General features: G+C 68.7%; 29 protein-coding genes. 13 read left to right on the forward strand and 16 right to left on the reverse strand.

All coding sequences use genetic code 11. From position 1 onward, the window contains the following. Positions 1-409: 409 nt before the first annotated feature. The gene (locus GBA65_RS24075) at positions 410-550 is read right to left on the reverse strand and encodes a hypothetical protein (protein WP_228281709.1); all 141 of its coding nucleotides are present in this window, start codon (positions 548-550) and stop codon (positions 410-412) included. A gap of 35 nt (positions 551-585) precedes the next feature. Between GBA65_RS24075 and GBA65_RS06070 the strand changes: the two genes are divergently transcribed. From GBA65_RS06070 to GBA65_RS06085, 4 genes are all read left to right on the forward strand, one after another. Next, complete coding sequence (locus GBA65_RS06070) at positions 586-1179, forward strand: zinc-binding dehydrogenase (protein WP_166395799.1); 594 nt, start codon at positions 586-588, stop codon at positions 1177-1179. Between the two features lie 21 nt (positions 1180-1200). Further along, the gene (locus tag GBA65_RS06075) at positions 1201-1893 is read left to right on the forward strand and encodes an MOSC domain-containing protein (protein WP_166395800.1); all 693 of its coding nucleotides are present in this window, start codon (positions 1201-1203) and stop codon (positions 1891-1893) included. Between the two features lie 11 nt (positions 1894-1904). Continuing rightward, the gene (locus GBA65_RS06080) at positions 1905-3482 is read left to right on the forward strand and encodes a lactate racemase domain-containing protein (RefSeq protein ID WP_207956189.1); all 1578 of its coding nucleotides are present in this window, start codon (positions 1905-1907) and stop codon (positions 3480-3482) included. Between the two features lie 101 nt (positions 3483-3583). Continuing rightward, entirely contained in the window at positions 3584-4315 is a 732-nt protein-coding gene (locus tag GBA65_RS06085) for a GIY-YIG nuclease family protein (RefSeq protein WP_207956190.1), read from the forward strand. A 28-nt stretch (positions 4316-4343) separates the two neighbouring features. On the opposite strand, the gene GBA65_RS06090 is transcribed toward GBA65_RS06085, so the two are convergent. The 5 genes from GBA65_RS06090 to GBA65_RS06110 form a co-directional block, all read right to left on the reverse strand. After that, the gene (locus tag GBA65_RS06090) at positions 4344-4709 is read right to left on the reverse strand and encodes a DUF5615 family PIN-like protein (RefSeq protein ID WP_166395802.1); all 366 of its coding nucleotides are present in this window, start codon (positions 4707-4709) and stop codon (positions 4344-4346) included. Continuing rightward, positions 4706-4936, reverse strand: coding sequence for a DUF433 domain-containing protein (locus GBA65_RS06095; RefSeq protein WP_166398375.1), 231 nt, complete (start codon positions 4934-4936; stop codon positions 4706-4708). Before GBA65_RS06095 ends, GBA65_RS06090 begins: the two co-directional genes overlap by 4 nt. A gap of 125 nt (positions 4937-5061) precedes the next feature. Then, entirely contained in the window at positions 5062-5757 is a 696-nt protein-coding gene (locus GBA65_RS06100; RefSeq protein WP_166395803.1) for a hypothetical protein, read from the reverse strand. Between the two features lie 7 nt (positions 5758-5764). Then, a complete protein-coding gene (locus GBA65_RS06105; protein WP_207956396.1) occupies positions 5765-6112 on the reverse strand; it encodes a DUF488 domain-containing protein in 348 nt (115 codons plus the stop codon). 29 nt (positions 6113-6141) lie between these two features. Further along, positions 6142-6699 carry a DUF488 domain-containing protein gene (locus GBA65_RS06110; protein WP_207956192.1) on the reverse strand — a complete coding sequence of 186 codons (558 nt, stop codon included), beginning with the start codon at positions 6697-6699 and terminating at the stop codon, positions 6142-6144. Positions 6700-7028: 329 nt separating this feature from the next. Here GBA65_RS06110 and GBA65_RS06115 point away from each other — a divergent pair, with 329 nt between their 5' ends. From GBA65_RS06115 to GBA65_RS06130, 4 genes are all read left to right on the forward strand, one after another. After that, positions 7029-7532: an ABC transporter substrate-binding protein gene (locus GBA65_RS06115; protein ID WP_166395805.1), complete on the forward strand. Its 504-nt coding sequence runs from the start codon at positions 7029-7031 to the stop codon at positions 7530-7532. An 84-nt stretch (positions 7533-7616) separates the two neighbouring features. Beyond that, complete coding sequence (locus GBA65_RS06120; RefSeq protein ID WP_166395806.1) at positions 7617-8651, forward strand: ABC transporter substrate-binding protein; 1035 nt, start codon at positions 7617-7619, stop codon at positions 8649-8651. Positions 8652-8707: 56 nt separating this feature from the next. After that, positions 8708-9121: a GlcG/HbpS family heme-binding protein gene (locus GBA65_RS06125; RefSeq protein WP_228281710.1), complete on the forward strand. Its 414-nt coding sequence runs from the start codon at positions 8708-8710 to the stop codon at positions 9119-9121. Positions 9122-9259: 138 nt separating this feature from the next. Beyond that, positions 9260-9676 carry a GlcG/HbpS family heme-binding protein gene (locus GBA65_RS06130; RefSeq protein ID WP_166395808.1) on the forward strand — a complete coding sequence of 139 codons (417 nt, stop codon included), beginning with the start codon at positions 9260-9262 and terminating at the stop codon, positions 9674-9676. 68 nt (positions 9677-9744) lie between these two features. On the opposite strand, the gene fghA is transcribed toward GBA65_RS06130, so the two are convergent. Further along, on the reverse strand, positions 9745-10599 hold the full coding sequence (fghA, locus tag GBA65_RS06135) for an S-formylglutathione hydrolase (RefSeq protein ID WP_166395809.1): 855 nt from the start codon (positions 10597-10599) through the stop codon (positions 9745-9747). 10 nt (positions 10600-10609) lie between these two features. Continuing rightward, positions 10610-11719, reverse strand: a complete 1110-nt coding sequence (locus GBA65_RS06140; protein WP_166395810.1) for an S-(hydroxymethyl)glutathione dehydrogenase/class III alcohol dehydrogenase — start codon at positions 11717-11719, stop codon at positions 10610-10612. A 179-nt stretch (positions 11720-11898) separates the two neighbouring features. Between GBA65_RS06140 and GBA65_RS06145 the strand changes: the two genes are divergently transcribed. Continuing rightward, positions 11899-12420 carry a hypothetical protein gene (locus GBA65_RS06145; protein WP_166395811.1) on the forward strand — a complete coding sequence of 174 codons (522 nt, stop codon included), beginning with the start codon at positions 11899-11901 and terminating at the stop codon, positions 12418-12420. A gap of 108 nt (positions 12421-12528) precedes the next feature. On the opposite strand, the gene GBA65_RS06150 is transcribed toward GBA65_RS06145, so the two are convergent. From GBA65_RS06150 to GBA65_RS06160, 3 genes are all read right to left on the reverse strand, one after another. Further along, positions 12529-13269 (reverse strand): DUF2182 domain-containing protein, encoded by a 741-nt coding sequence (locus tag GBA65_RS06150; protein ID WP_166398377.1) that lies wholly within the window; start codon positions 13267-13269, stop codon positions 12529-12531. Between the two features lie 126 nt (positions 13270-13395). Then, complete coding sequence (locus tag GBA65_RS06155) at positions 13396-14016, reverse strand: DUF1326 domain-containing protein (RefSeq protein WP_166395812.1); 621 nt, start codon at positions 14014-14016, stop codon at positions 13396-13398. A 214-nt stretch (positions 14017-14230) separates the two neighbouring features. Then, entirely contained in the window at positions 14231-15355 is a 1125-nt protein-coding gene (locus tag GBA65_RS06160; RefSeq protein ID WP_166395813.1) for an MFS transporter, read from the reverse strand. A 93-nt stretch (positions 15356-15448) separates the two neighbouring features. Between GBA65_RS06160 and GBA65_RS06165 the strand changes: the two genes are divergently transcribed. The 3 genes from GBA65_RS06165 to GBA65_RS06175 all read left to right on the forward strand — a co-directional run bounded on the left by GBA65_RS06165 (position 15449) and on the right by GBA65_RS06175 (position 16521). Next, positions 15449-15664: a hypothetical protein gene (locus tag GBA65_RS06165; RefSeq protein ID WP_166395814.1), complete on the forward strand. Its 216-nt coding sequence runs from the start codon at positions 15449-15451 to the stop codon at positions 15662-15664. Beyond that, positions 15654-15806: a hypothetical protein gene (locus GBA65_RS06170; protein ID WP_166395815.1), complete on the forward strand. Its 153-nt coding sequence runs from the start codon at positions 15654-15656 to the stop codon at positions 15804-15806. The genes GBA65_RS06165 and GBA65_RS06170 overlap by 11 nt, the downstream gene beginning before the upstream one ends. 64 nt (positions 15807-15870) lie before the next feature. Beyond that, positions 15871-16521 (forward strand): HAD family hydrolase, encoded by a 651-nt coding sequence (locus tag GBA65_RS06175; protein ID WP_166395816.1) that lies wholly within the window; start codon positions 15871-15873, stop codon positions 16519-16521. A gap of 1 nt (position 16522) precedes the next feature. Here the strand turns inward: GBA65_RS06175 and GBA65_RS06180 are convergent, their stop codons facing one another. The 5 genes from GBA65_RS06180 to GBA65_RS06195 form a co-directional block, all read right to left on the reverse strand. Further along, complete coding sequence (locus GBA65_RS06180; RefSeq protein ID WP_166398378.1) at positions 16523-17185, reverse strand: alpha/beta hydrolase; 663 nt, start codon at positions 17183-17185, stop codon at positions 16523-16525. A 293-nt stretch (positions 17186-17478) separates the two neighbouring features. After that, the gene (locus GBA65_RS22860) at positions 17479-17802 is read right to left on the reverse strand and encodes a DUF5110 domain-containing protein (protein WP_207956193.1); all 324 of its coding nucleotides are present in this window, start codon (positions 17800-17802) and stop codon (positions 17479-17481) included. Between the two features lie 151 nt (positions 17803-17953). Then, positions 17954-19870 (reverse strand): glycoside hydrolase family 31 protein, encoded by a 1917-nt coding sequence (locus tag GBA65_RS06185; protein WP_207956194.1) that lies wholly within the window; start codon positions 19868-19870, stop codon positions 17954-17956. 80 nt (positions 19871-19950) lie between these two features. After that, the gene (locus tag GBA65_RS06190) at positions 19951-20466 is read right to left on the reverse strand and encodes a DUF2199 domain-containing protein (RefSeq protein WP_166395817.1); all 516 of its coding nucleotides are present in this window, start codon (positions 20464-20466) and stop codon (positions 19951-19953) included. Continuing rightward, on the reverse strand, positions 20466-21416 hold the full coding sequence (locus tag GBA65_RS06195) for an ornithine cyclodeaminase family protein (RefSeq protein ID WP_166395818.1): 951 nt from the start codon (positions 21414-21416) through the stop codon (positions 20466-20468). Before GBA65_RS06195 ends, GBA65_RS06190 begins: the two co-directional genes overlap by 1 nt. A 54-nt stretch (positions 21417-21470) precedes the next feature. Between GBA65_RS06195 and GBA65_RS06200 the strand changes: the two genes are divergently transcribed. Continuing rightward, positions 21471-22034, forward strand: coding sequence for an anthranilate synthase component II (locus tag GBA65_RS06200; RefSeq protein WP_166395819.1), 564 nt, complete (start codon positions 21471-21473; stop codon positions 22032-22034). Positions 22035-22042 lie beyond the last annotated feature (8 nt).

Here is a 22042-nt window from a genome sequence, read left to right on the forward strand (position 1 = left end):
GCGTCCCGCGCTACCTCCTCATGCGCGCCGCTGCCTCCCGCATCAAGGGCCTGGACACCAGCTCGATCTCGCCGCTCCAATTAGTCAACGTCCCCGAGCCCGCGCTCCCGACCCCGAGTGGGTGCGCGTCCGGCCGCTACTCTCCGGCATCTGCGGCTCCGACCTCGGCACGCTCTCGGCGGAGAGCTCGCCGTACTTCTCGCCCCTCACCTCGCCCCCGTTCGTGATGGGGCACGAGATCTTCGGGAGGTGGTGGGGAGAGCGGGGGCTTCCGTGCCGGCGAGCGGGTCGTCGTCGAGCCCGCGCTGAACTGCACGGTGCGCGGCATAGACCCGCCCTGCGCCTACTGCGCCTACGGCCGCTACGCCCTCTGCATCAAGGTGACGGAGGGAGACATCGCGCCTGGCATTCAGACCGGCTTCTGCGGCTCCACCGGCGGGGCTGGTCGACCGGGACGCTCGTCGCCCATCCCTCGCAGCTCCACCCGGTCCCCGACGGCGTCACCGACGAGGCCGCCGTCGCGATAGAGCCCCTCGCCTGCGCGGCACACGCGGCGCTCGCCGCGAGCCCCGGGCCCACGAGACGGTGGTCGTCCTCGGGGCCGGGAACATCGGGCTGTTCACCGTCGCGGCTCTGCGTAGGCTCACGGAGGCGGGCAGGATCCTCGTCGTCGCCAAGCACGAGCGTCAGAGAGGAGAGGCCCTGCGGCTCGGGGCGGACGAGGTCTTCCACCCTGGGGAGGTCTACGGCGCGCTCCCGGAGGCCCTGGGGGCGACGGTGCACAAACCCGAGCTCGGTAAACCGGTGGTGCTCGGCGGGGCCGAGAGGGTCTTCGAGTGCGTGGGCTCCCCCGGCACCATCGAGGACGCGACGCGCCTCTGCGCCCCGAGCGGGGAGGTTATGCTCGTCGGGATGCCGGGGGCCAGAAGCTCACTGGACCTCACCCCCCTGTGGCACGGGGAGGTGAGGCTCACCGGGGCCTACGCCTACGGGATCGAGGAGCGCCTCGGCGAGGAGCCCATCAAGAGCTTCGAGCTCGCGCTGCGCATGGCGCCCGAGATAAAGCTCGACTCCCTCGTCGGCCCGCGTTTCCGTCTGCGGGAGTACCGCGAGGCGATAGCCGCCGCCCGGGCCTCCGGCCGGCGGGGCCACGTAAAGGTCGTCTTTGACCACCGCTAGCACGATGCAAGGAGTAGAGCGGTGAGCGCCCGCGTCGTCTCCCTGAACGTCGGCCTGCCACGGCCCCTGGCGCACGGCAGAGGCGAGGTCCGGAGCGGCATCTTCAAGTCCCCGGTCCGCGGGGCCCTGCGGTTCGGCGAGGCGGGGCTGGAGGGCGACGGACAGGCCGACACCGAGCACCACGGCGGCGCGGACAAGGCCGTGTGCGTCTACGCCACGGAGCACCTGCCGTACTGGCAGAGGCGCCTCGGCCGGAGCCTGGAGCCCGGCGCGTTCGGCGAGAACCTCTCCACGGAGGGTCTCGCGGAGACGAGGGTTCGCATCGGGGACGTGTACCGGGTGGGGACCGCGTTGGCGCAGGTCAGCCAGCCGCGCATCCCCTGCTTCAAGCTCGGCGCCCGCCACGGCGAGGGGAAGCTCGCGCTGTGGGTCAAGGAGACCGGGCTCACGGGCTTCTACCTGCGGTGCGTCGAGCCGGGGGAGGTTCGCGCGGGGGACGAGATCCTCCCGGTCGAGAGCGCGGAGCACGGCTTCACCGTCGCCGAGGCGAACCGGGTGATGCACGGCGACGGGCGGGACGTCGCGGGGATGGAGCGCCTCCTCGCCACGCCCGCGCTCTCCGCCGAGTGGAAGAGGATGCTGGAGGTCCGCCTGCGCAAGGCGACCGCCGGGCAAGAAGACAAGCTGACGGGCAGATCCGCCCAGAGCCGCTGAAGGGAGCTATCATGAGACGCCCCGGTACCATCAAGATTCTGGAGAACGACAGCCCGCCGATGATGTTCAACGCGGGCGACGGCTTCCACTACGAGAAGCTGCCGGCGGGGACGCGCGTGATCTACCCGCCAGGACCCGTCGAGCCCATCGCCGAACCCGGCGTCGCGATAGAACGGGCGCTCCTGGAGCCGATGGAGATGGAGCCCCTCCACGACCTCCTCTTCCCCGGCATGAAGCTCACCATAGGCTTCGACGACATCTCGCTGCCCATCCCGCCGATGCAGCCGCCGGACATCCGCCAGATGATCATCGAAAAGGTGGTCGAAAAGGCCCGCGCGAGGGGCGTGGAGGACATACACATCATCGCCGCCCTCGGCCTGCACCGGCGGATGACCGAAGCGGAGCTCCGCCACGCCCTCGGCAAGGGGCTCATGAGCGCCTACTACCCCGACCGCCTCTACAACTACGACGCCGAAGACCCGGACGGGAACGTCCAGATAGGCGAGACGGATCAGGGCGAGGAAGTGACCGTGAGCCGCCGGGTAGCGGAGAGCGACCTCCTCGTCTACGTGAACATAAACCACGTCGCGATGAACGGCGGGCACAAGTCCGTGCACACCGGCCTCTCGCCCTACGCGTCCATCCGCCACAACCACACCCCCGACACCCTCTCGAACACGAAGTCCCTGATGGACCCGAAAAACTCCGCGATGCACGGCTCGTTCAACCGGATGGGCGCGATCTTCGACGAGCACGTGAAGGTCTTCCACATCGAGACGACCCTCAACAACTCGGCCTTCCCGCCCGTCTTCGACTTTATGGCGAAGCCGGAGCACGAGTGGGGCGCGCTGACGAAGGCGAACTTCCTCGTAAACCACAAGGCGACGCAGGCGATGCCGCTACCGGCGGCGCGCAAGGTCTTCCACAGCATAAGGGCGCCGCACCGGATGACGAGCATCCAGGCCGGCTCGACGGACCCGGTGCACGAGGAGACGTTGAAGCACGTCTACCATCAGCAACTCGTCCCCGTGGAGGGGCAGGCGGACGTCTTGCTCATGGGCGTCCCGTTCGTCGGGCCGTACAACGTCAACTCGATCATGAACCCGATGCTCGTCTACAACATCCTGCTCGGCTACCTCTTCAACCTCTACAAGGGGAAGCCGCTCGTGCGCCAGGGCGGGGTGCTCATCGGGACGCACCCGATGCCGAACGACTTCAACGAGGTTCACCACCCGTCGTACATCGACCTGTGGAACGAGGTCTACCCACAGACCAACGACATACGGGAGATCGCGCACAAATACGAGAAGCGCTACGCCGAGGACCCCTGGTACAGGACCCTCTACCGCAACTCCCACGCCTACCACGGCGTCCACCCGTTCACCGTCCTGTACTGGGCCGCGCACGCCCTCGACCACCTCGGCGGCGTCATCCTCGTCGGCGGCGACCCGATGACCACCGCCAGGATGGGCCTCAAGCGCGCCGACACCATCGCGGAGGCCCTGGAGATGTCCAAGGACATCGTCGGCCCGAGCCCGAGCACGACCTATATGCACGTCCCGCCCCTGTTCATGGTCGAGGTGAGTTAGGGAAGGTGGGGGCACCGATCGAACTGGAGTCGGTTCTACCTATCCGCGATCCGCAGAATTACAAAGTGCATCTTGCGCACTGGAACGGTGAGGATCACCCTTTGGATGCCTTTGTGCGAGATCGCAACGATTGGGAATTATGGAACAGGTGGCGTCCGGGTAGGAACCGCTTCAACCGCCAGTACATCTTTTCGCTGATCGACTTCTACCTCGAATCCGACATCTGGTTGTTCGGAGGAATATACAAAGTCGTCTCTCGTTCGCCGGACAGCTACTCGCACAGTTATAGGGTGCAGTTGGATCGAGCATCTGCGCGGTTTGTAGGGCGTCTCAAAGTGCACTTCAAGCATCCGTATAGGGAACGATCTGTAAAGCTGGAGAACGTGTATGAAAGGATGGCCGTCTCCGAGCTTTTACGTGAACCCTACTCCGGCGAACGATTTCCTGGTTACGAAAATATCAACCACGATTTCGGCCTGCTAGAGACAGTGTTTCGGTCCAACAGACCTGACTGGAAAGCGGCGCTTGAGAACGTCAAGGGCGTCTACGTAATCGCCGACAAGCGGAACGGGAGAAAGTACGTAGGCTCGGCTTATGGGGACTTCGGCATATGGGCGAGGTGGGGATGCTATATCGGCACGGGGCACGGTTGGAACGATGAGTTGACCAAGCTCATTCGCGAGGAAGGGATCGAGTACGCGAGGAAGAATTTTCGGCTATCACTCTTGGAGTATCGGCCAACTCGTACCGACGATCGGGTAATCATCGAGAGGGAGAATTACTGGAAGGAGGCGCTGCTCTCCAGAGGGCCGTTTGGGTACAACAAAAACTGAACCACCTTTCTCTACGTCTTGTACAACGTTATTTTATAGGTAGTATGCGCGCCCTCGAAGTCGCGGCGTCTATCACGACCAAGGCTCCCTGTTCTAGAAGCTCGCCATGCTGGCGGAGCGCGGCAAAGAGCAGGGGCCCGACATCATCAGGCAGCACCGATTGCGAACGAAGCTGTACGACGCTCGGGCCCTCGGCATCGGTCAGAGCCAGCAGGCGCGTAAAGTCTAGATCGTGGGTGAACACAATGTACCCTTCCCCGAGCGCCCACTCCAAAAGTTCCGCGTCTGGCGCCCCTGGATCCCCTACCTGGCTCCAGTGGATCGCTTCGTAGCCTTGTTCCTCGAGCGCCTTCACCCAGACGGGCGAGAGGTTCATATCCAGAAGGAGCTTCAAGCAGGGACGATCTCAACCTCAAACTCTTCGAGCCTCCGTGCTGCGTAGCTCAACGCCGCACGGACGTCTTCCAGTTCGAGGTAGGGGTAAGCTTCTAAAATTTCTTTTTCCTCGTGTCCATCGGCTAGAAGCCCGAGTATGGTTCCGACCGTTACCCTCGTGCCGCGTACGCAGGGCTTGCCGCCCATGACCTCGGGGTTCCGGGTAATTCTTGCAAGTTCCGACATCTTGCTACGCTCCATTCTCGTCTCCGTACCGCGGATTATACGTGCGTCATTTTCTTGAGGAGGAGTTGAAGCCTTGAGGATGAGGGCAGGCCCCAGGTCTACCCACGCTCATCTTTCACTGCTCCTCACAGCCTCCACAGCGGATCGTCCCTGAGGTGGACGTTGTTGACCTGCAGCCAGTGCCTCTCGGCGGTGTCGCCCCGCTTGCGCCAGGGCCGCGTCAGGCCGACGCCGAGTATCGCCTCGGTGCCGGCCTCGAGGCGCCCTTGCACGCTTGCGACGAGGTCCCGGCGGGGCGTCATCCCGTCGCTCTCGTAGAGCCTGAGGTCGTTTACCACGAGGTCGACCGAGGGCGTAAGGTGATCCAGGACCATCCGGACCGTGCCGCGGTGGTCGACGTACAGCCAGGGCGGGCTCTCCGGCTTCAAGCAGCCGAGGGAGGCGCTTCCCCCTCCGACGTCGACCGTGCCGCTCTCGTCCCAGAGCTCGAGGTCGGGGCCGAAGATCTCCTCGAGGCTCTGCCGGGCTACCTCCTCCAGCGAGTCCCAGTAGTCGTCGGGGCCGTCGTCGAAGAGCCACGTCGCCCGCGCCGGATCGAAGCGGCGGTCTTCGACCTCGGGGGGGCGGCCGGCGTCGGTCGTGGGGCCGAGGTCCACGACGGCGCCGATGTCCAGCGGGCCGCCGTTGGGCCTGAGGAGACGGGTCGTGAGCCTGCCGTAGCGGAGCACCGGACGGACGTGGTCGAGCGTGTCGACGTCCACGCCCGCCGCGCAGACGTACCCTGGCTGCATCCGCGTCAGGTGGTTTACGAGGATCTGCATCTCACCCCTACAAGTGGACGGCCCGGAGATCCCCCCAGGCTTCGTTCAGGTACTCGAGGACGAGCCGCCGGTGGCAGCGTTCGGGCCCGGCCTCGCTGCACAGCAGCACGGTCGGGACCCCGAAGAGATCCCTGTCCAGCGCCTCCTCGACCCTGCGCTCCCGCAAGAGCCGCGTGAAGCTCCGCTCGTACCCCGGCCACTCCATGATCCCGTGCCTGTAGGCGTCGAGCATCTCGCGGGTCGGGGCGAGGAGGGGCTCGTGGAGGTACTCCGCGCCGCAGAGGCTCTCCAGGAAGAACGGGAGGTCGGCGCGCCTGGCGAAGCCGGCCAGCCGGGAGGCGTTGTTGAGCCTCACGTCGAGGAGGCGCCTGATGCCGGCCCCCTCTAACGCCCCGAAGAACTCGGCGGCCGTCTTTTTGGTGAAACCGATCGTATAGACTTCCGTGGGCTCACCTCCGCTTCCGTGAACAGGACCGGCTGGGCGCCGTGCTCCTCGCCCTCCGTCAGGACGCTGCCGTCGCCCCGGATGTGCCGGACCACGATCCCCCGCTCGCCCAGGGCCCGCCCGACGAGGAGCCTGCGGTGGCAACCGGCGGGGTCTTCCTCGCTGCAGAGCAGGGCAAGCGTGCGAGCCCGGAGCTCCTTCTCCAGCCTACTTATACCATCGAGAAAAGGCCCCGAACGCGCGAGCAGCGCGTAGTCCACCCTGCCGTCCGCGTCGTAGAACTCGTCCCCTGCGGGCCGCCCGCCAAGCTCCCCGCCCAGGAACAGGTACGCGATACCAGCGCCCGAGAGGGTCCCCCTGAGTGCGCGGGCGTTGAAGTGGGGCGCGTGCCTGGAGTACGGGCGCGAGCGGGCGTCTACCAGGACCTCGATCCCGTACCCCTCCAACAGGCCGACGAGCTTCTCCGCCGGGTGGTTGGAGTGCCCCACCGTGAACACCGACCCCCGGCCTCCCGCCCCCATGCCTCCGATGATCGAACCCTTTCCGTTCCGCCGAGCGTCCGGCCCGCGTGGCGCTCGAAGTCCTCCGTGGCATCCTCCGGAAATACGGGCGAGGTTGAGAATAACCTCGTCGCGTCCTCCTCCCAACGCCCTTTTTTGGAATGCCCGAGAACGTCTCGCGCCCGGGCCGGGCTCGTCGCGCCGGTCGGGTCGCGAGCGGAGAGCTCTCCTCTCCCCCGGGGGGACCGAAATATACCCTTTTCCGGTTGCGTGAGAGACCCCCTCTGTTAGCATGCACGGCGGAACGGGAAGAGGGAAGGAGAAGCATGGCGCAGACCGTCAGGCAAGGCTCGGAGGAGGGCGGGCAGTACACGCCCGTGGGCACGATCCACGTCGTGGATCCGAGCCCGCTCAACTGGTTGTTCATCACGTGGAACACGATGGAGGAGCCGGTCCGCACGGACGCCAACGGCTACCTCGTCGGGGCGGCGATGGAGGAGTCTCGCTGGATCGACGAGACGACGTTCGAGGTCAAGCTCAGGAAGGGTATCCGCTTCCAGGACGGGGAGGACTTCGACGCGAGAAGCTTCGAGCGGGCGTTCGTCGAGGTGCAGCGCTGGAAGGCGCCGCACCCGCCGGGGACCTCGCTCAACTTCCACCCCGACACGAGGCTCGAGATCCTGGACAGCCACACGGTGCGCATGATCTTCCCGGAGCCTGACGGCGCCATCCTCGGCAAGTTCCGCGGCTTCCACCTCCCGAGCACGCGCTTCTGGGACGAGATCGGCTTCGGCTACAAGAAATTAGGCACGGGCGAAGGCCACTGGTGAATAATCGACGCTCCGGGCCCGTGGGGCACCGGTCCGTTCGTCCTCTCCGAGGGCTACTCCGCCATCGCCAACGAGATCGCCATTATGGGGGCGCAGCCGCTTAACTGCGTCTGGCTAGACACCCGCGAGAAGCGCACCGACCGCGTCGTCCTCACGGCGAACACCGACCACTGGAACAAGGAGCGCGGGCCACGGCTCGAGAAGGTCGTGTACCGCAACGACATAGATCCGGCCGAGGCGCTCGACCTCGTGTGCGACACGGAGGGCGAGATCGACCTGGTCTCCGAGGTCTCCGCGGCGGACGCCGAGAAGGTGAAGAACTCCGAGTTCGCGCGCCTCGAGGTCATCGACGCGATGCGCGTCCTCCTCGGCCTCATCAACCGCGGGGCGGAGGACGCGCCCCTGCACGACGTTCGCGTCAGGAGGGCGCTGAACATGGCCGTGGACCGCGCCCGGCTCGTCGCCGAGGGCTTCGGCGGCTACGCCTACGAGAGCGCCGGCATCATCCCGTCCTACGCCGGAGGCTACGCGGGCCTCGAGCCCTACCCGCACGACCCGGATGCCGCGAAGAAGCTCCTCCGGGAGGCCGGCTGGCCCGAGGGACGCGCCCTGAAGCTCGCCACGACGACCGCCACGGAGCCCGTCGCGGGGATGCTCGCTGAAGGGATGGGCGAGTCTCTGGGGATAGGGGTCGACGTCATCGTCGTCCCGGACGAGGACCTGCTCGCCGCGCAGCACGCGCTCGTCGAGAAGGTGATGCCGCTCCCGTTCGACGTCCTCCTGCACGCTTGGTTCGACCTGTCGGCCGACGCCCCGCCGGCGTTCATGCACGGCTTCCTCTACGGCGAGGGCGGCGCCTTCCGCACCGGCCCGCCGGTGGCGGAGTTCGACGGGCTGCTGAACAGGTTCGTCCGGGAGATCGACGCCGACAAGCAGCGCGAGCTCTCGGCGGAGATCGACCGCTTCGTCTACGACGAGGCGCTCTCCCTCTTCCTCGTCTTCCCGCAGGCGCTGTACGCCGTGAACCGCAACGTCAACTTCGTCGCCCACGCGACCACGCTGGAGCTCGCCGAGACCGAGGTCACGGAGGAGCACTGGTCGCGCAGGAATGGTTCTTGAGCGCCCCTACCGGGTAAAGACTACGGGGCACGTACGGACCACAGGGGAGGATGAACGTGGAGAACATACAGTCCGTAACGCTCGAGGAGGCGCAGGCGGTTGCCCAGGCAGCCATAGAGAAGGCCCGGGAAATGGGGCAACCGATGAACGTCGCGGTCGCCGAGGTCGGCGGGCGCCTGAAGGCCTTCGCCCGCATGGAGACGGCCTGGACCGCCAGCATCTCCATCGCCCAGGACAAGGCCTTCACCTCGGCCACCCTGGGGTTCTCCACCCAGGAGATCGGGGAGATGGCGCAGCCGGGCCAGCCGCTCTTCGGCATCAACACGACCAACGGCGGCCGGATCGTCATCTTCGGTGGCGGCGTCCCGCTGATGCGCGACGGCCACGTCGTCGGCGCCGTGGGCGTTAGCGGCGGTACCCCGGCCCAGGACCACGAGGTGGCGGAAGCCGGAGTCGCCGCCTTCGGCTAGGGCGCGAGAAGACCGGCAAGACCGGGGGGCGGGGCCAGAAGGTGTGGCCTCGCCCCCTCGCATGCCCGGCGCCGTTGCGCGGCATCCGGGGGTCTGGTTGACTTACTCCTCCGTGGATCATCGGGAAAGGGGAAAGGCATGGCCGGGAAGGTTCTGGACACGATCACGGCGGAGGAGGCGCGCCGGGTCATCGACGCCGCCGCCAGGAAGGCCGAGGAGATCGGGCAACCGATGGACATAGCCGTCGTCGACGCCGGGGGCAACCTCAAGGCGCACGTCAGGATGGACGGCGCGCACATCGGGAGCATCTCGATCTCGATAAACAAGGCCTACACGGCGATCGCGTTTCAGGGGGAGACGGCGGGGCTCCAGGAGTTGACCCGCCCGGACGGGCCGATCTACGGCCTCAGCGACGCGCACGGCGGACGGCTCGTCGTCTTCCCCGGCGGCATCCCCCTCGTGCGCGACGGCAGCATCATGGGCGCCATCGGCGTCTCGACCGGCACCATCGAGGAGGACCAGCAGGTCGCGGAGGCGGGCGTCGCCGCCTACTAAGGAGGCCGCGAGCGACGAGGAGGGGGCGGGGCAGATAGCCCCGCCCCCTCCTCGCTCGTCCGGAGCTTCTAGGCGTTCAGCGCCGCCGCGTGGTGGCGGAGGTGGTCGTCGACGAAGGTCGAGATAAAGTAGTAGCCGTGGTCGTAGCCCTCGTGGCGCCGGATCTCGAGTGGCTGGCCGGACTCTGCGCAGGCCTCTTCGAGGACGCCCGGGTAGAGCTGCTCTTCCAGAAACTGGTCCCCGGTGCCCTGGTCCACGAGGATCGTCCGGCCGTCGGGGAAGGCCCCCCTGCTCTTTATGAGCTCCGAGGCGTCGTGCTCGCGCCAGGACTCCTCGTCGGGGCCAAGGTAGTTCGAGAAGATCTTCTTGCCCCACGGGGCGCGCGTCGGCGCCGAGATGGGGGCGAAGGCCGAGACGCTGCGGTACCTCTCGGGGTTCTTCAGGGCGATGGTGAGGGCGCCGTGGCCGCCCATCGAGTGCCCGAAGATGCCCCTGGCGTCCGCGCGGGCGGGGAAGCTCGACTCCACGATCCCGGGCAGCTCCCCGGTGACGTAGGAGTACGTCTTGTAGTGCCTCGACCAGGGCTCGACCGTCGCGTCGATGTAGAAGCCCGCGCCGCTCCCGAGGTCGTAGTCGTCGTGCTCCCCGGGGAGGTCGAGGCCGCGGGGGCTCGTGTCGGGGGCGACGAGCATCAGGCCGAGCTCGGAGGCGAGCCGCTGCGCCCCGGCCTTCTCCATGAAGTTCGCCTCCGTGGAGGTTAGGCCGGCGAGGTAGTAGAGGACGGGGACCGGCCCCTCGGCGGCCTGCGGCGGGGCGTAGACCGAGAAGCGCATGGTGGCGTCGCAGGCCTCCGAGCGGTGCTCGTGGAAGGTCACGGCGCCGCCGAAGGAGCGGTGCTCGCTCAGGGTTTCGAGGTTGCTCATCGGCGCCACCCTAGAAGTTGACGACGCTGCGGATGGACTCGCCCTTGTGCATCAGCTCAAAAGCGTCGTTTATGTCCTCCAGCGCCATCGTGTGGGTGATGAGGGGGTCGATGTCGATCTTGCCCTGCATGTACCAGTCCACGATACGGGGCACGTCCGTCCTGCCCCTCGCCCCGCCGAAGGCCGAGCCCTTCCAGACCCTGCCCGTGACGAGCTGGAACGGGCGCGTGGAGATCTCCTGCCCGGCCCCCGCGACCCCGATGATGACGGAGACGCCCCAGCCCCTGTGGCAGCACTCGAGCGCCTGGCGCATCACGTTTACGTTGCCGATGCACTCGAAGGTGTAGTCGGCGCCGCCGCCGGTGAGGTCGACGAGGTAGGGGACGAGGTCGCCCTCGACCTCGTTGGGGTTCACGAAGTGGGTCATGCCGAACTTCTCGGCCATCGCCTTGCGCTCGGGGTTGAGGTCCACGCCGATGATCTTGTCGGCCCCGACCATCCTCGCGCCCTGCACGACGTTCAGCCCGATCCCCCCGAGCCCGAAGACGACGACGTTCGCGCCCGGCTCGACGCCGGCGGTGTAGATCACGGCCCCTATCCCGGTCGTGACGCCGCAGCCGATGTAGCAGACCTTCTCGAACGGGGCGTCCTCGCGGATCTTGGCGACCGCGATCTCCGGCAGCACGGCGTGGCTCGCGAAGGTCGAGGTGCCCATGTAGTGGTAGAGCGGGTCGCCGTTGAGCGACAGACGGCTCGTCCCGTCGGGCATGAGGCCCTGGCCCTGGGTGGAGCGGATCGCCGTGCACAGGTTCGTCTTGCGGCTCAGGCAGCTCTTGCACTGGCGGCACTCCGGGGTGTACAGCGGGATCACGTGGTCGCCTTCCGCGAGGTTCGTCACCCCCGGCCCGACCTCCACCACGACCCCGGCGCCCTCGTGCCCGAGGACGGACGGGAAGAGCCCCTCGGGGTCCGACCCGCTCCTCGTGTACTCGTCCGTGTGGCACACGCCGGTGGATTTGATCTCCACCAGCACCTCGCCGGCCTTCGGCCCCTCGAGCTGTACCGTCTCCACCTTCAGGGGCTCGCCCGCCCCGAACGCCACCGCTGCCTTGATGTCCAAGCTCGCTCTCCGTCCCTTCGTTTGTTCAGCAGGGCGTATGTTTGCACCGCAACACGTCAGGGGCAAGACCTGCCGCCCGCGAGGAGCCGTGGCGCCACGCCCCGAGGCACCCCAACGCTCCGACCCTTCCGGAGCCCCGGGACGCGCGATATGATTTTTGTATCCGGAGCAGCAAACGGGTGGTGGCGATGGTCGACTTCATGAGCCTCGAGGAGCAGGTGGACAAGGATTTCACCGTTGCCAGGCGCAGGGCGTGGCTGCGCGGCCTCGTGAGGAGGGTGTGGGGGAAGGCCGGTGGCGGCAAGCTCCTCGCGTTCCAGGAGATGCGGCGCTCGCTCGGGGCCTCGGGCGGCATCGCCCGGGGCAGGAGCACGGTCGAGTTGGAGCGCATCGTCGGCAGCGACGGCAAGAGCGACTGGTTCGACGAACGCTTCATGCCGCTGCGCGGGCTCTCGCGGGAGCGGTGGAAGCGGATCGACAGGGCCCTGAGGCTCGGGGCCGAGCTACCCCCCGTCAGCCTCTACAAGCTGGGCGATGCCTACTTCGTGCGGGACGGCCACCACCGGGTGAGCGTCGCCCGGTTCCACGGCGCCGAGTGGATCGACGCCGAGGTCACGGAGTTCTGGTCGCCGAGGGCCCCCGAAGCGCCGGCGCCGGCCCGCGAACACCCGACGGGCGCCGCGACGGCGTTGGCGCTGTAACGCCCCGAACCCCCGCGCATCGCGCGGTTCTAGCGGCACCGAAAGACCTTCGCTCCGTCCACCCTCATGGTTCAGCGACGGCTTGCATCGTGGCCGGGCTGGCCCGCTTCAGTGGAGGTGTGTGGGCTGCGCCGTTAGGACCTCGGACGCGCCTAGGGCGAGGCCCCACCCGAGCAGGACCACGCCCAGCGGCGTGCCGATCCTGCGCCCCCAGCTCGCGTTTTTCTCGACTGCCATCACCGCGCCCAACACCAGCATCCAGCCGAGGCTTCCCAGGCCGACGGCGAACATGACGAGCATCAGCGACCAGCAGCACCCCACGCAGAACAACCCGTGGTGCGCCCCCAACCGGAGCGCCTGCGCCGCTTCGTCGCGACCGTGCCAGTGCCCCGCGATAAAGCTCAAAGGCGAGCGGCACTTCTGCAGGCAGTGGTGCTTGAGCGGCGTGAACTGGTAGAGCCCGGCCAGCGTTACGGTCCCCGCCGCGACAAAGCGGGCGTTTGCCTCCAGCCACGAGCCCCCCTCGACGGCCTCGTGCAGGAAAAGGTCGCCGAGGTAGACGGCGGCGCCGAACAGCGTCCAGACGCCGAGGTATCCCGCGACGAGGAGGGCCACCAGTCGTGCGCGATCCTCCCTCCGGCGCACGAGCGTTCGGAACAGCGAGATCAGGGGGAGGCTGGTGGGGAGCATCATGGCGACCACCATCACCACCCAGCCGGCGACGAAGACGAGCATCAGGACGGCGTTGCCCCTGACCTCTTCCAGGCCGTGGTGGCCGAGGAAGCGTCCGTAGGGGGAGTGGCCCCACGCCCACAGCGTCAGCCAGGCGAGGGCGATCAGCGCTGCCATCAGGACTACGAAGGGTTTGCGGCGGTCGCTGCTCCGTGCGGTCCACACGAGACCCCAACACCTCCCCGCGAGTGCGGACGCGAGGGCGGGGGCCGTCGGCGTGCCCCCACCCCTCGAAGTCTGGCCTCAGGCGGCTTCGAACCTGAAGTGGCCCTGGATCGCGTTGTTGTTCGAGATGTCCATGTCCCTGAGCCCGTAGCCGGAGGAGTTTCTCCGGTACTTGGCGGCCTTGCTCACGTAGGCCGGCGAGCCGGGGATGGTCGAGAACACGGTCTCCTGTAGAGTAGTAGGCTTCTCGGTGGCCCCCACGTAAGAGGCCATGTCGGCCTCGACCACGGGGTTCATGCCGGCGCCGATCCTGAGGGAACCCTTGCCCTCCTCGACCGTGAAGACGATCGGGGCCCGCTCCACGGCGACCACCTCGCCGATCAACTGCGCGAAATCCGCCAGCGGCCCCCCGAGCTTTCCGGTGAAGACGTTCAGGAGCGCCTCGGCCTGCTCTGCAGTGGCCCCGTCGTCCACGTACGCAACGATCTTCCAATCGCCCTGGAAGATGTTGCCCGGGATGTGCGTGAGGCTGGCGTAGGTGCGGCCCGAGACGTCGACGCCACCGACCGTACCCCTATCCACGTGGTACGCCACCACCGCTTCGCAGGTGCCGTTGTCGGGGTCCTCGCCGATCCAGCAGGGACAGAGCACGTTGCAGTCGCACACCTCGAGTATGCGCCCTTCAAGCTGATAGGCCATCGCTTCTGCCTCCTCTCCACCCCCCTTCCCGAACGGAACCCTTTTACCCCGAATCTATCCCGATTTTCGGGACGTTGCAAGTTTTGACACAAACTTATCGCACGGTACACCGACCCGGCAAGACGACGCACTGTCGTGGCGACGGAGGGTGCTTCGATGCGGGTCGTCGTGCGCTCGAGGTCCTCGTGCCGGCTCGGCTACGCTGCCGCGTGCTCTAGAGTGCGCGCCTCGCGGGGAGTAGGGCCAGCAGGCAGACGGCGGCGAGGACCGAGTAGGAGAGGAGGTCGCCGCCGAGGTCCGAGAGGATGCCGCCCGAGGAGGCGCCCACGGCGTAGCCCGCGGCCCAGGCGAAGTTGGTGGCGCCGAAGGCGAGGGCGCCCTCGACGCCGGCCTTCTCGGCGGCGCGGGAGAACATCGAGGTGCCGGGGACGAGGGGGGCGTTGAACGCCCCGCCGGCGAGCACGACGAGGAGGGCGACGAGGAGGGGGGCACCGGCCCAGGGCAGCAGGATCAGGATGGCGAGCGAGGCGAGGAGGCCCGCGAGGATCGGAGGACGGTAGCCCCTCTTGTCCGACCAGCGCCCGAGCAGGGGATGGACCACCGACTCGACCGCGGCGGCGGCGAGAAAGACGATCCCCACCGCGAGCGCCCCCCAGCCGAGGGCCGATAGCTGCAGGGGGGCGAGCACGGTGAGGACGCCGAAGAGCAGGGGCGAGAACCCTATAAACGCCAGGCCTACCCTGAGGTCGGGGCGCGAGAACGCGGCGAAGAACCCGAACAGGGAGCCCGAGCCCGTCGGCGCCGGTGCGGGGGTGAGCAGGACCCAGAGGGCGACCGCGAGGCCGAACGCCGAGACGAGGGCGAAGGTGAGGGAGATCCCGAAGGTCGCCGCGGCCCCCCCGAGGACGGGGCCCAGGAGCGCCCCGACGACCGCGGCGCTCACGAGCGTCCCGATCATCTGCCCCCGCTGCTCCTCCGGGGTGCGGGCCACGAGCCAGGTGAACGCCGAGACCCACGAGAGGGCGCTCCCGAACCCGGCCAGAAACCTCAGGGAGATCAGCCACCACGCCGCCTCCGCGAACCCGAAGAGGAGGCTCGTCGCGCTCATCAGGCCGAGCCCGAGGAGCGCCGTCGCCCTCACCCCGAGCCGGGCCGCGAGGTAGCCGCCGGGGGCCGACCCGAGCAGGACCCCGACCCCGAACGCCCCGCTCAGGATGCCGGCCGCGGACCTCGAGAGGCCGAGCTCCCCGGTGTAGTACGGCAAGAGCGGGGTGAGGGCCGCGTAGAAGATGGTGTCCACGAGGACCATCGCGCAGGTCAGGATCAGTAGCCGTCGCACCCGGATATTCTATCCCCCGGGCACGATGCGTCGGCGCCTTCGCCGGGAAGAGCTTTCACGGGTGGGCGAGGACGCGCCTGCTAACATGGCGGCATGGCCACCAAGACGAGGACGAAGGGTTCGCCGGGGATGATCTCGGGCTGGCTCGCCTGGGGGCGGAGGAGCAGGCCGAACAAGGTTTTGTTTCTCGCCTCGACCCTCCTCGCGCTCTTCGTCACGGCCGTCTTCGCCTGGGCCACCGTGAACCCCGCTCCGGGGGACGGGACCAGGTATCTGCTCCTGTACTGGGTCTGGGGCTGTGCGCCATAGCGATCCTGCTCGGCATGGCCGAGTACAAGACGAGCCCCTTGCGCAGGGGCGGGGAGCGGGGCAGTACTTTATCCTGCTCTACATAGGCTCCCTCCTCATCATCACCCGCGCCCTCAACCTGTTTCTCTACCACGGCCCGTAGGCCGGGGGCCCGGGGCGGGCCCGGCGTGCTGGATTCTTCCGGTCGCGGCCTTTATGCTGGCGCGATGCTCAAAGCACTCCTCTTCGATCTGGACGGCACGCTCGCCGAGACGGACTCCGTGCACCACCCGACCTGGGCCGACCTGCTGAAGCCCTACGGCTACAGCGTGGACTGGGCGTTCTTCCAGGAGAGGCTCAGCGGTCGCCTCAACCCGGACATCGTCGCCGAGCTCCTCCCCGACCTCTCCGAGCAGGAGGGGCTGGCGATGGTCGAGGCGAAGGAGGCTGACTTCCGGGAGAGGGCCGCCGCCCTGGAGCCCCTGCCCGGCCTCGTGGACTTTATCGGGTGGGCGAAGGGGCGGGGCCTCGAGACGGCCCTCGTCACCAACGCCCCGAGGGAGAACGTGCTCGCCGTCGTGCGCGCTCTGGGCCTCGACGAGGTCTTCGAGCCCGTGATCCTGGCCGACGAGGTGGGGGTGGGCAAGCCCGACCCCGCGCCGTACCTGGCCGCGCTCGACGCCCTGGGCGTCCGGGCGGGGGAGGCCCTCGCCTTCGAGGACTCGCCCTCGGGCATCGCCTCCGCGGTCGCCGCGGGCGTCCCGACGGTCGGCGTCGCCTCGACCCACGATCCGGGGAAGCTGGGGAGCCTCGGCGTCGCCCTCGTCGTCCACGACTTCAGCGACCCGGAGCTCGAAGCGTTCGTCGAAGCGCGCTGATCTAGCCGTCTTCTTCCCGCCGCGAGGCAGTATCCAGGAAGGCGCGGAGCCTGGTCTCGTACTCGGGGTGCTCGTACGCCCCGACGTGCTCGTAGCCCCGCAGCGTCCACAGCTCCGCCTCGGGGTTGGACCGCGCGAAGAGCCCGGCGTGCTCGTAGGGGACCGTCTCGTCTGCGGTCGAGTGGATCACGTAGAGCGGTACGCCCTCCTCCCGGAGGCGCGCCGCGTCCGCGCGCGGCCGGACGGCCCAGGGGTCGAAGTCTAGGAAGAGCTTGGCGGCCAGGAACGCGCCCGCGTTGAAGGCGCGCGGCAGGCCGCTGCTCTCCGGGAGCCCGTCGCGCAGCAGCAGCGGAAGATCCGCGTAGCCCGCCTCCTCGACGACGGCCGAGACCCCGGTGCCGGGCGCCGAGCGCACGACCGTCGCCCCGCCCATCGACCAGCCGTGCAGCACGACCTCGCCGGGATCCAAGTCTTCCGCCTCCAGCCACGCGAGCGCCCCGCGCACGTCGCGCACCTCCCGGTAGCCCAATGTGCGCCGCCCGCCGCCGGACTCCCCGTGGCCCCTGAGGTCGAGCATCAGGACGCCGTAGCCCGCCTCGCTGTAGACCGGGGCGGTCCTCCCGACGTGCTCGTCGGAGCGGTCCCCGCCCCAGCCGTGGACCAGGACGGCCGCCCGCGGGGGACCGGAGCCCGGGCGCGGCGGGCTCCACCACGCCGAGAGCGGGACCCCGTCGGTGGCCTCGAAGCCGACCTCCTCGACCGCGAGGCCGGCCGGAGGGGGCCGACGGGGCGCGGGTCCGGGGCGGAGAGCCGCGTCGCCACGAGGAGCCCGACCCCCAGGTAGCCGGCGGCGAGCAGGGCGAGCCCGGCCGCGAGGCCGAGCGCCGCCCTCCCGAAGGGGCGGCTCAGCGGCTTACCGTCACCGTCGTCTCGTCCGCCGTCTCGGGAGCGTCAAGGTCAGGGTGCCGGAGGGCTCGTCGAAGCTCCAGTCGGCCTCCGCGCCGTCTCGGGCGACGCTGGCTGGACGGGCCTCCATCCCCCGCAGCTCCAGGACCACGTGTTCGCGCTCGGGACGAAGGAGCCCTCGCGCGCCGCGAGCCGGACCGTAGTCTCGCCGCCGGGCGCCTCGCAGGAGATGCTCCGGCGGGCGTACTCGCCGCTCTCGTGGGCGAAGCCGTCGCCGGCGTCCTCGTAGAGGGAAGTCTCGCCGCCCGCGGCGCCCGCGGCGGGGCGTACGAGGAGCGTCAGGGGGTCGGCGGCGCGCTCGCCGACGTGGTTCATCTCCGGCCAGAGGGGGAGGGCGGTGTTCGCCTTGTGGTAGAGGGCGGGCTCGCCCAGGGGGCGTGAGCGAGGACGTGGGCGGGACCTTCGATCTTCTCGCCGGTCCAGAAGTGGAACCAGGTGCCCTCGGGGAGGTAGACGTGGCGGTGCTCTATGCGGGGCGGGTGACCGGGGCGACGAGCAGGGCGTCGCCGAAGAGGAACTCGTCGTCCGTGGCGTAGGTGGTCTCGTCCTCCGGGTGCTCGAAGAGGAGGGGGCGCAGCATCGGGGCGCCCGTCCTGTGGCACTCCTCGAAGAGGGCGTAGAGGTAGGGGAGGAGGCGCTGCCGGAGCTTGAGCATCTTGCGGATGCTCCCCTCGTGCCCCTCGCCGAAGGCCCACGGCTCCTGGCTGCGGGTGCCCTTCGCCGAGTGGTTGCGGCAGAAGGGCTGGAAGATCCCGAACTCGTACCAGCGCGCGAGCAGCTCGCCCTCCGAGTCCCCGAAGAAGCCGCCGATGTCCACCCCGGCCCACGCGACCCCCGAGAGGCCGAGGTTCTGGAGCTGGGGCATGCTCATCCACAGGTGCTCCCACCACGAGGAGTTGTCCCCCGTCCACTGCAGGGCGTGGCGCTGGAGCCCCGCGTAGCCGGCGCGCGTGATGACGAACGGGCGCTTCTCGGGGCTGATCTTCAAGAGGCCCTCGCGGACGGAGCGGGCCATGAGGGAGCCGTAGGTGTTGTGGATCTGGGCGTGGCGCTTCGGGTCGCCCCCGCCGGGGTGGACGACGTCGCCAGGCATCGTGGACTGCTGCGGGACGAAGAGCGAGGGCTCGTTCATGTCGCACCAGATCCCGGCGACGCCTTTGTCCAGGAGCGCCCGGTGGTTCTCGCCCCACCACTCCCGCGTCGAGGGGTTCGTGTAGTCCGGGAAGGCGCACAACCCGGGCCACACCACGTTGTGGAACTCCTCGCCCTCGGCGGTCTGGCAGTAGAAGCCCCGCTCGCGCCCCTCCGTGTACACCCCGTAGGTCTCGTCCACCTTCACGCCGGGATCGACGATGGTGACGACGTTGAAGCCCCGCTCCTTGAGGCCCGAGATGAACTTCCCGGGCTCGGGGAAGCGCCCTTCGTCCCAGGTGAAGACGCGGAAGCCGTCCATGTAGTCGATGTCGAGGTAGAGCGTGTCGCACGGGAGGTCGCGCTCGCGGTAGGAGCGCGCGATCTCCTCGACCTCACGGGCGGTCTCGTAGCTCCAGCGGCACTGCTGGTGGCCCAGGGCCCAGAGCGGCGGCATCGGGGTGCGGCCGGTGAGTTCGGTGTAGCGCATCAGGACGTCTCGTGGAGAAGGGCCCGCGAAGACGTAGTAGACGAGGTCTCCCCCCTCGGCGCCGTAGTAGGCGCGGTCCTCGTGCTCCTTGGCGAGGTCGAACTCGACGCGGTGGGTGTTGTCGAAGAAGAGGCCGTGCGAGGCGCCCCCTCTCACGCCGTTCACGGAGAGGGTGAACGGGATGGAGGTGTAGAGGTTGTTGAAGGAGGCGGTGTGGCCCGCCGGCGGGTCGACGTTCCAGAAGACCTGGGAGGAGCCCGTCTTCTCCAGGCCGCTCGTCCGCTCCCCGCACCCGAAGTATCGCTCCCCGCCCTCGCGCCGCTTGTAGAGCCTCACGGGGCTCCCTAGAGGCTGGCTGAAGACGTCCGCCCCCTCCCGCACGACCTCGCCCATCCCGAGCTCCTCATCGTCCGCGGCGAACTCGCGCCCCTGTGCATCCAGAAACGAGACGCGCAGAGGGTTCAGGGAGACGCGGGCCGTCACGGGGCCGGTCGAGAGGGCGAGGGTGCCGTCGTCTTCTTGCAGCTCCGCCTGCACGGGCTCCCAGTCGGTCTTCGCTATGGCCTCCGTGTCGTAGCGGGGCGTGCGGCCGTTGGGGAACATGCCGACGCGGAAGAGGTTCGGGGCGAGCGCCGCGACCTCGACGGTCGTCCGGCCCGCCCTGAGCCGGAGGCTCTGGCCGTCGTGGTCGGCGAGCTTCGCCCCGCCGAGCGGCTCGTAGTTGCCCCCGGTGGCCGGCGGCGTCTCGAAGATCTCGGTCATCGTTCCTCCTGGTGGTCGGTCGGGTTCTCGTCGGGTCCGGCGCTTCCCGAGGGGACGGTGCTGTCCCGTCTGCCGCCGGCTCAGTCCCGGGGGTGCAGGACGGTCTCGGCGATCTCGCGCACCCGGTCGCGGGAGATGCCGTTCTGTTGCTCCTGGGAGAGCGGGTGCTCGGTCGGCAGCAGGTCGACGAGCGGGCGGAGGCCCACGGGCCGGGTGCGCAGCCGGGACTTCATGCTGATCGTCTCCGGGTAGCCGGGCAGGGCGGTGCTGAGCCAGCCGAAGTACGGCATCTCGCTCTCGCGCCCCTCCTCTTCCCAGAGCTCGGTCGCGCGCCAGAAGCTCTCCTCGCTCACGGAGACCCAGACGCCCCACACGAGCCCCTCCTCCGAGTCGAGGATGGGGAGCTCGAGGTTCCCCCTCAGAAAGAAGTGTTGCCCGTCGATGACGCACTGGTCGGAGGTGAGCTCGGCCCGCGCCTCGCGCTCCTCGGGCGGGAGGCCGTACCAGTAGGCGGGGGCGTCGGTGTCGTAGACGAGCGGGGGGCCGGGGTGCTCCCTGCCGCAGACCGAGCAGCGGAAGGTCTCCGTCCCCTGCACTAGAAGTCCATCTCGCGCCCGACGCCCCTCTCCCGCGCCCTGTCGTAGACGAGGCGGGCGGCGGCGAGGTCTTCGAGGGCGAGGCCCTGGCTGGAGAAGAGGGTTATGTCGTCGGGGCCCCGCCTGCCGGGGACGTGGCCGGCGATCACGGAGCCGAGCTCGCGCACGGCCTCGGGGAGGACGGCGCCGGTCTCCAGCGCCGAGAGGAGGTTGCCGGCTTCGAGGCCGAGCTCCTCGCGGGAGTCGACGGCGACGAGGCTCGCGCGCCCGGCGACGGCGCGGTCGATCTCGGCCTTCATCAGGAAGTTCGAGCCGGCGGCGTTGACGTGGGCGCCCGGCTTGAGCCACTCGCCCTTGAGGACGGGGGAGCTGGAGGAGGTGACGGTGACGACGATGTCCTGGGCGGCGGGCTCCTCGGCGGCGGCCGTCGTCTCGATCTCCATCCCGAGCTTCTCGCCCATCTTCTCCGCGAAGGCCTTGCGGCTCTCCTCGGTGCGGCTGTGGACGATCACGCGCTCGAGCTTCTTCACGGCGGCGATGGCCTCGACCTGGCTCTCGGCCTGCCAGCCCGCGCCGTAGACGCCTAAAGTGCTCGCGTCCTCGCGGGCGAGGTGCTTCGTCGCGACGCCGCTCGCCGCCCCGGTGCGCATCTGGCCGAGCTTGTCGGACTGCATCTGCGCGAGAAGCTCGCCGGACTCCGGGTCGAAGAGCATCGTGTAGAAGCGCGCCCCGCCCCGGGCGACGGTGTAGGCCTTGAGGCCCAAGGCGCCGATCTCCGGGGCGCCGGCGAACATGACGTTCAGGCCGCTCGTCGGGAGGGAGACGCGGCGGCGGGCGCGGTTCGTGGCCTTCCCTTCGGCGTGATGGCGGAGGACGGCCTCGACGGCGTCGAGGACGGAGGGCATGTCGAGGAGGTCCGTGACCTCCCCCTCGGTGAGGAAGAGGGTCACGCGGCCTCCCCGTGACCGATGCCGGTCCGTATCCTTGTTAGAATCCTGGGACTCATGCGGGTGCTTGTAATAGACAACTACGACTCCTTCACGTACAACCTCGTCCAGTACCTCGGGGAGCTCGGCGCGGAGGTGGTCGTGCGGCGCAACGACGAGCTCACGCCCGAGGAGATCCCCGGCATCAACCCGGACAGGATAGTGATATCCCCCGGGCCGTGCACCCCGAACGAGGCCGGAGTCTCCCTCAGGACGATCGAGGAGGCCCCCGAGGGCGTCCCGGTCCTCGGCGTCTGTCTCGGGCACCAGTCCATCGGCCAGGCGTTCGGCGCCTCGGTCGTGCGCGGGGAGCCCGTCCACGGCAAGACCGCGAAGATCCTGCACGACGGCGAGGGGGTCTACAAGGGGCTGCCGCAGGGCTTCCAGGCCACCCGCTACCACTCGCTCGTCATCGACCCGGACACCGTCCCCCAGAGCCTCGTGGTCACGAGCCGCACCGAGGACGGGGTCATCATGGGGGTCCGCCACAGGGAGAGGCCCGTCGAGGGGGTCCAGTTCCACCCCGAGAGCGTTCTCACGGAGGGTGGCCGTCAGATGCTCAAGAACTTCCTGGGGCCGTAGGGACGTTG

Origin of the sequence: Rubrobacter marinus, from assembly GCF_011492965.1 — a bacterium.
In the GTDB taxonomy this organism is placed as follows: domain Bacteria; phylum Actinomycetota; class Rubrobacteria; order Rubrobacterales; family Rubrobacteraceae; genus Rubrobacter_F; species Rubrobacter_F marinus.

Bases quoted from the DNA above. Each gene is read 5' to 3' on its own strand.
- GBA65_RS06080 (WP_207956189.1), top strand. From the start codon at position 1,905: ATGAGACGCCCCGGTACCATCAAGATTCTGGAGAACGACAGCCCGCCG.
- GBA65_RS06095 (WP_166398375.1), bottom strand. From the start codon at position 4,936: ATGTCGGAACTTGCAAGAATTACCCGGAACCCCGAGGTCATGGGCGGC.
- GBA65_RS06100 (WP_166395803.1), bottom strand. From the start codon at position 5,757: ATGCAGATCCTCGTAAACCACCTGACGCGGATGCAGCCAGGGTACGTC.
- GBA65_RS06115 (WP_166395805.1), top strand. From the start codon at position 7,029: ATGGCGCAGACCGTCAGGCAAGGCTCGGAGGAGGGCGGGCAGTACACG.
- GBA65_RS06120 (WP_166395806.1), top strand. From the start codon at position 7,617: ATGGGGGCGCAGCCGCTTAACTGCGTCTGGCTAGACACCCGCGAGAAG.
- GBA65_RS06130 (WP_166395808.1), top strand. From the start codon at position 9,260: ATGGCCGGGAAGGTTCTGGACACGATCACGGCGGAGGAGGCGCGCCGG.
- fghA (WP_166395809.1), bottom strand. From the start codon at position 10,599: ATGAGCAACCTCGAAACCCTGAGCGAGCACCGCTCCTTCGGCGGCGCC.
- GBA65_RS06150 (WP_166398377.1), bottom strand. From the start codon at position 13,269: ATGGCAGCGCTGATCGCCCTCGCCTGGCTGACGCTGTGGGCGTGGGGC.
- GBA65_RS06155 (WP_166395812.1), bottom strand. From the start codon at position 14,016: ATGGCCTATCAGCTTGAAGGGCGCATACTCGAGGTGTGCGACTGCAAC.
- GBA65_RS06165 (WP_166395814.1), top strand. From the start codon at position 15,449: ATGGCCACCAAGACGAGGACGAAGGGTTCGCCGGGGATGATCTCGGGC.
- GBA65_RS06175 (WP_166395816.1), top strand. From the start codon at position 15,871: ATGCTCAAAGCACTCCTCTTCGATCTGGACGGCACGCTCGCCGAGACG.
- GBA65_RS22860 (WP_207956193.1), bottom strand. From the start codon at position 17,802: ATGAACCACGTCGGCGAGCGCGCCGCCGACCCCCTGACGCTCCTCGTA.
- GBA65_RS06185 (WP_207956194.1), bottom strand. From the start codon at position 19,870: ATGACCGAGATCTTCGAGACGCCGCCGGCCACCGGGGGCAACTACGAG.
- GBA65_RS06200 (WP_166395819.1), top strand. From the start codon at position 21,471: ATGCGGGTGCTTGTAATAGACAACTACGACTCCTTCACGTACAACCTC.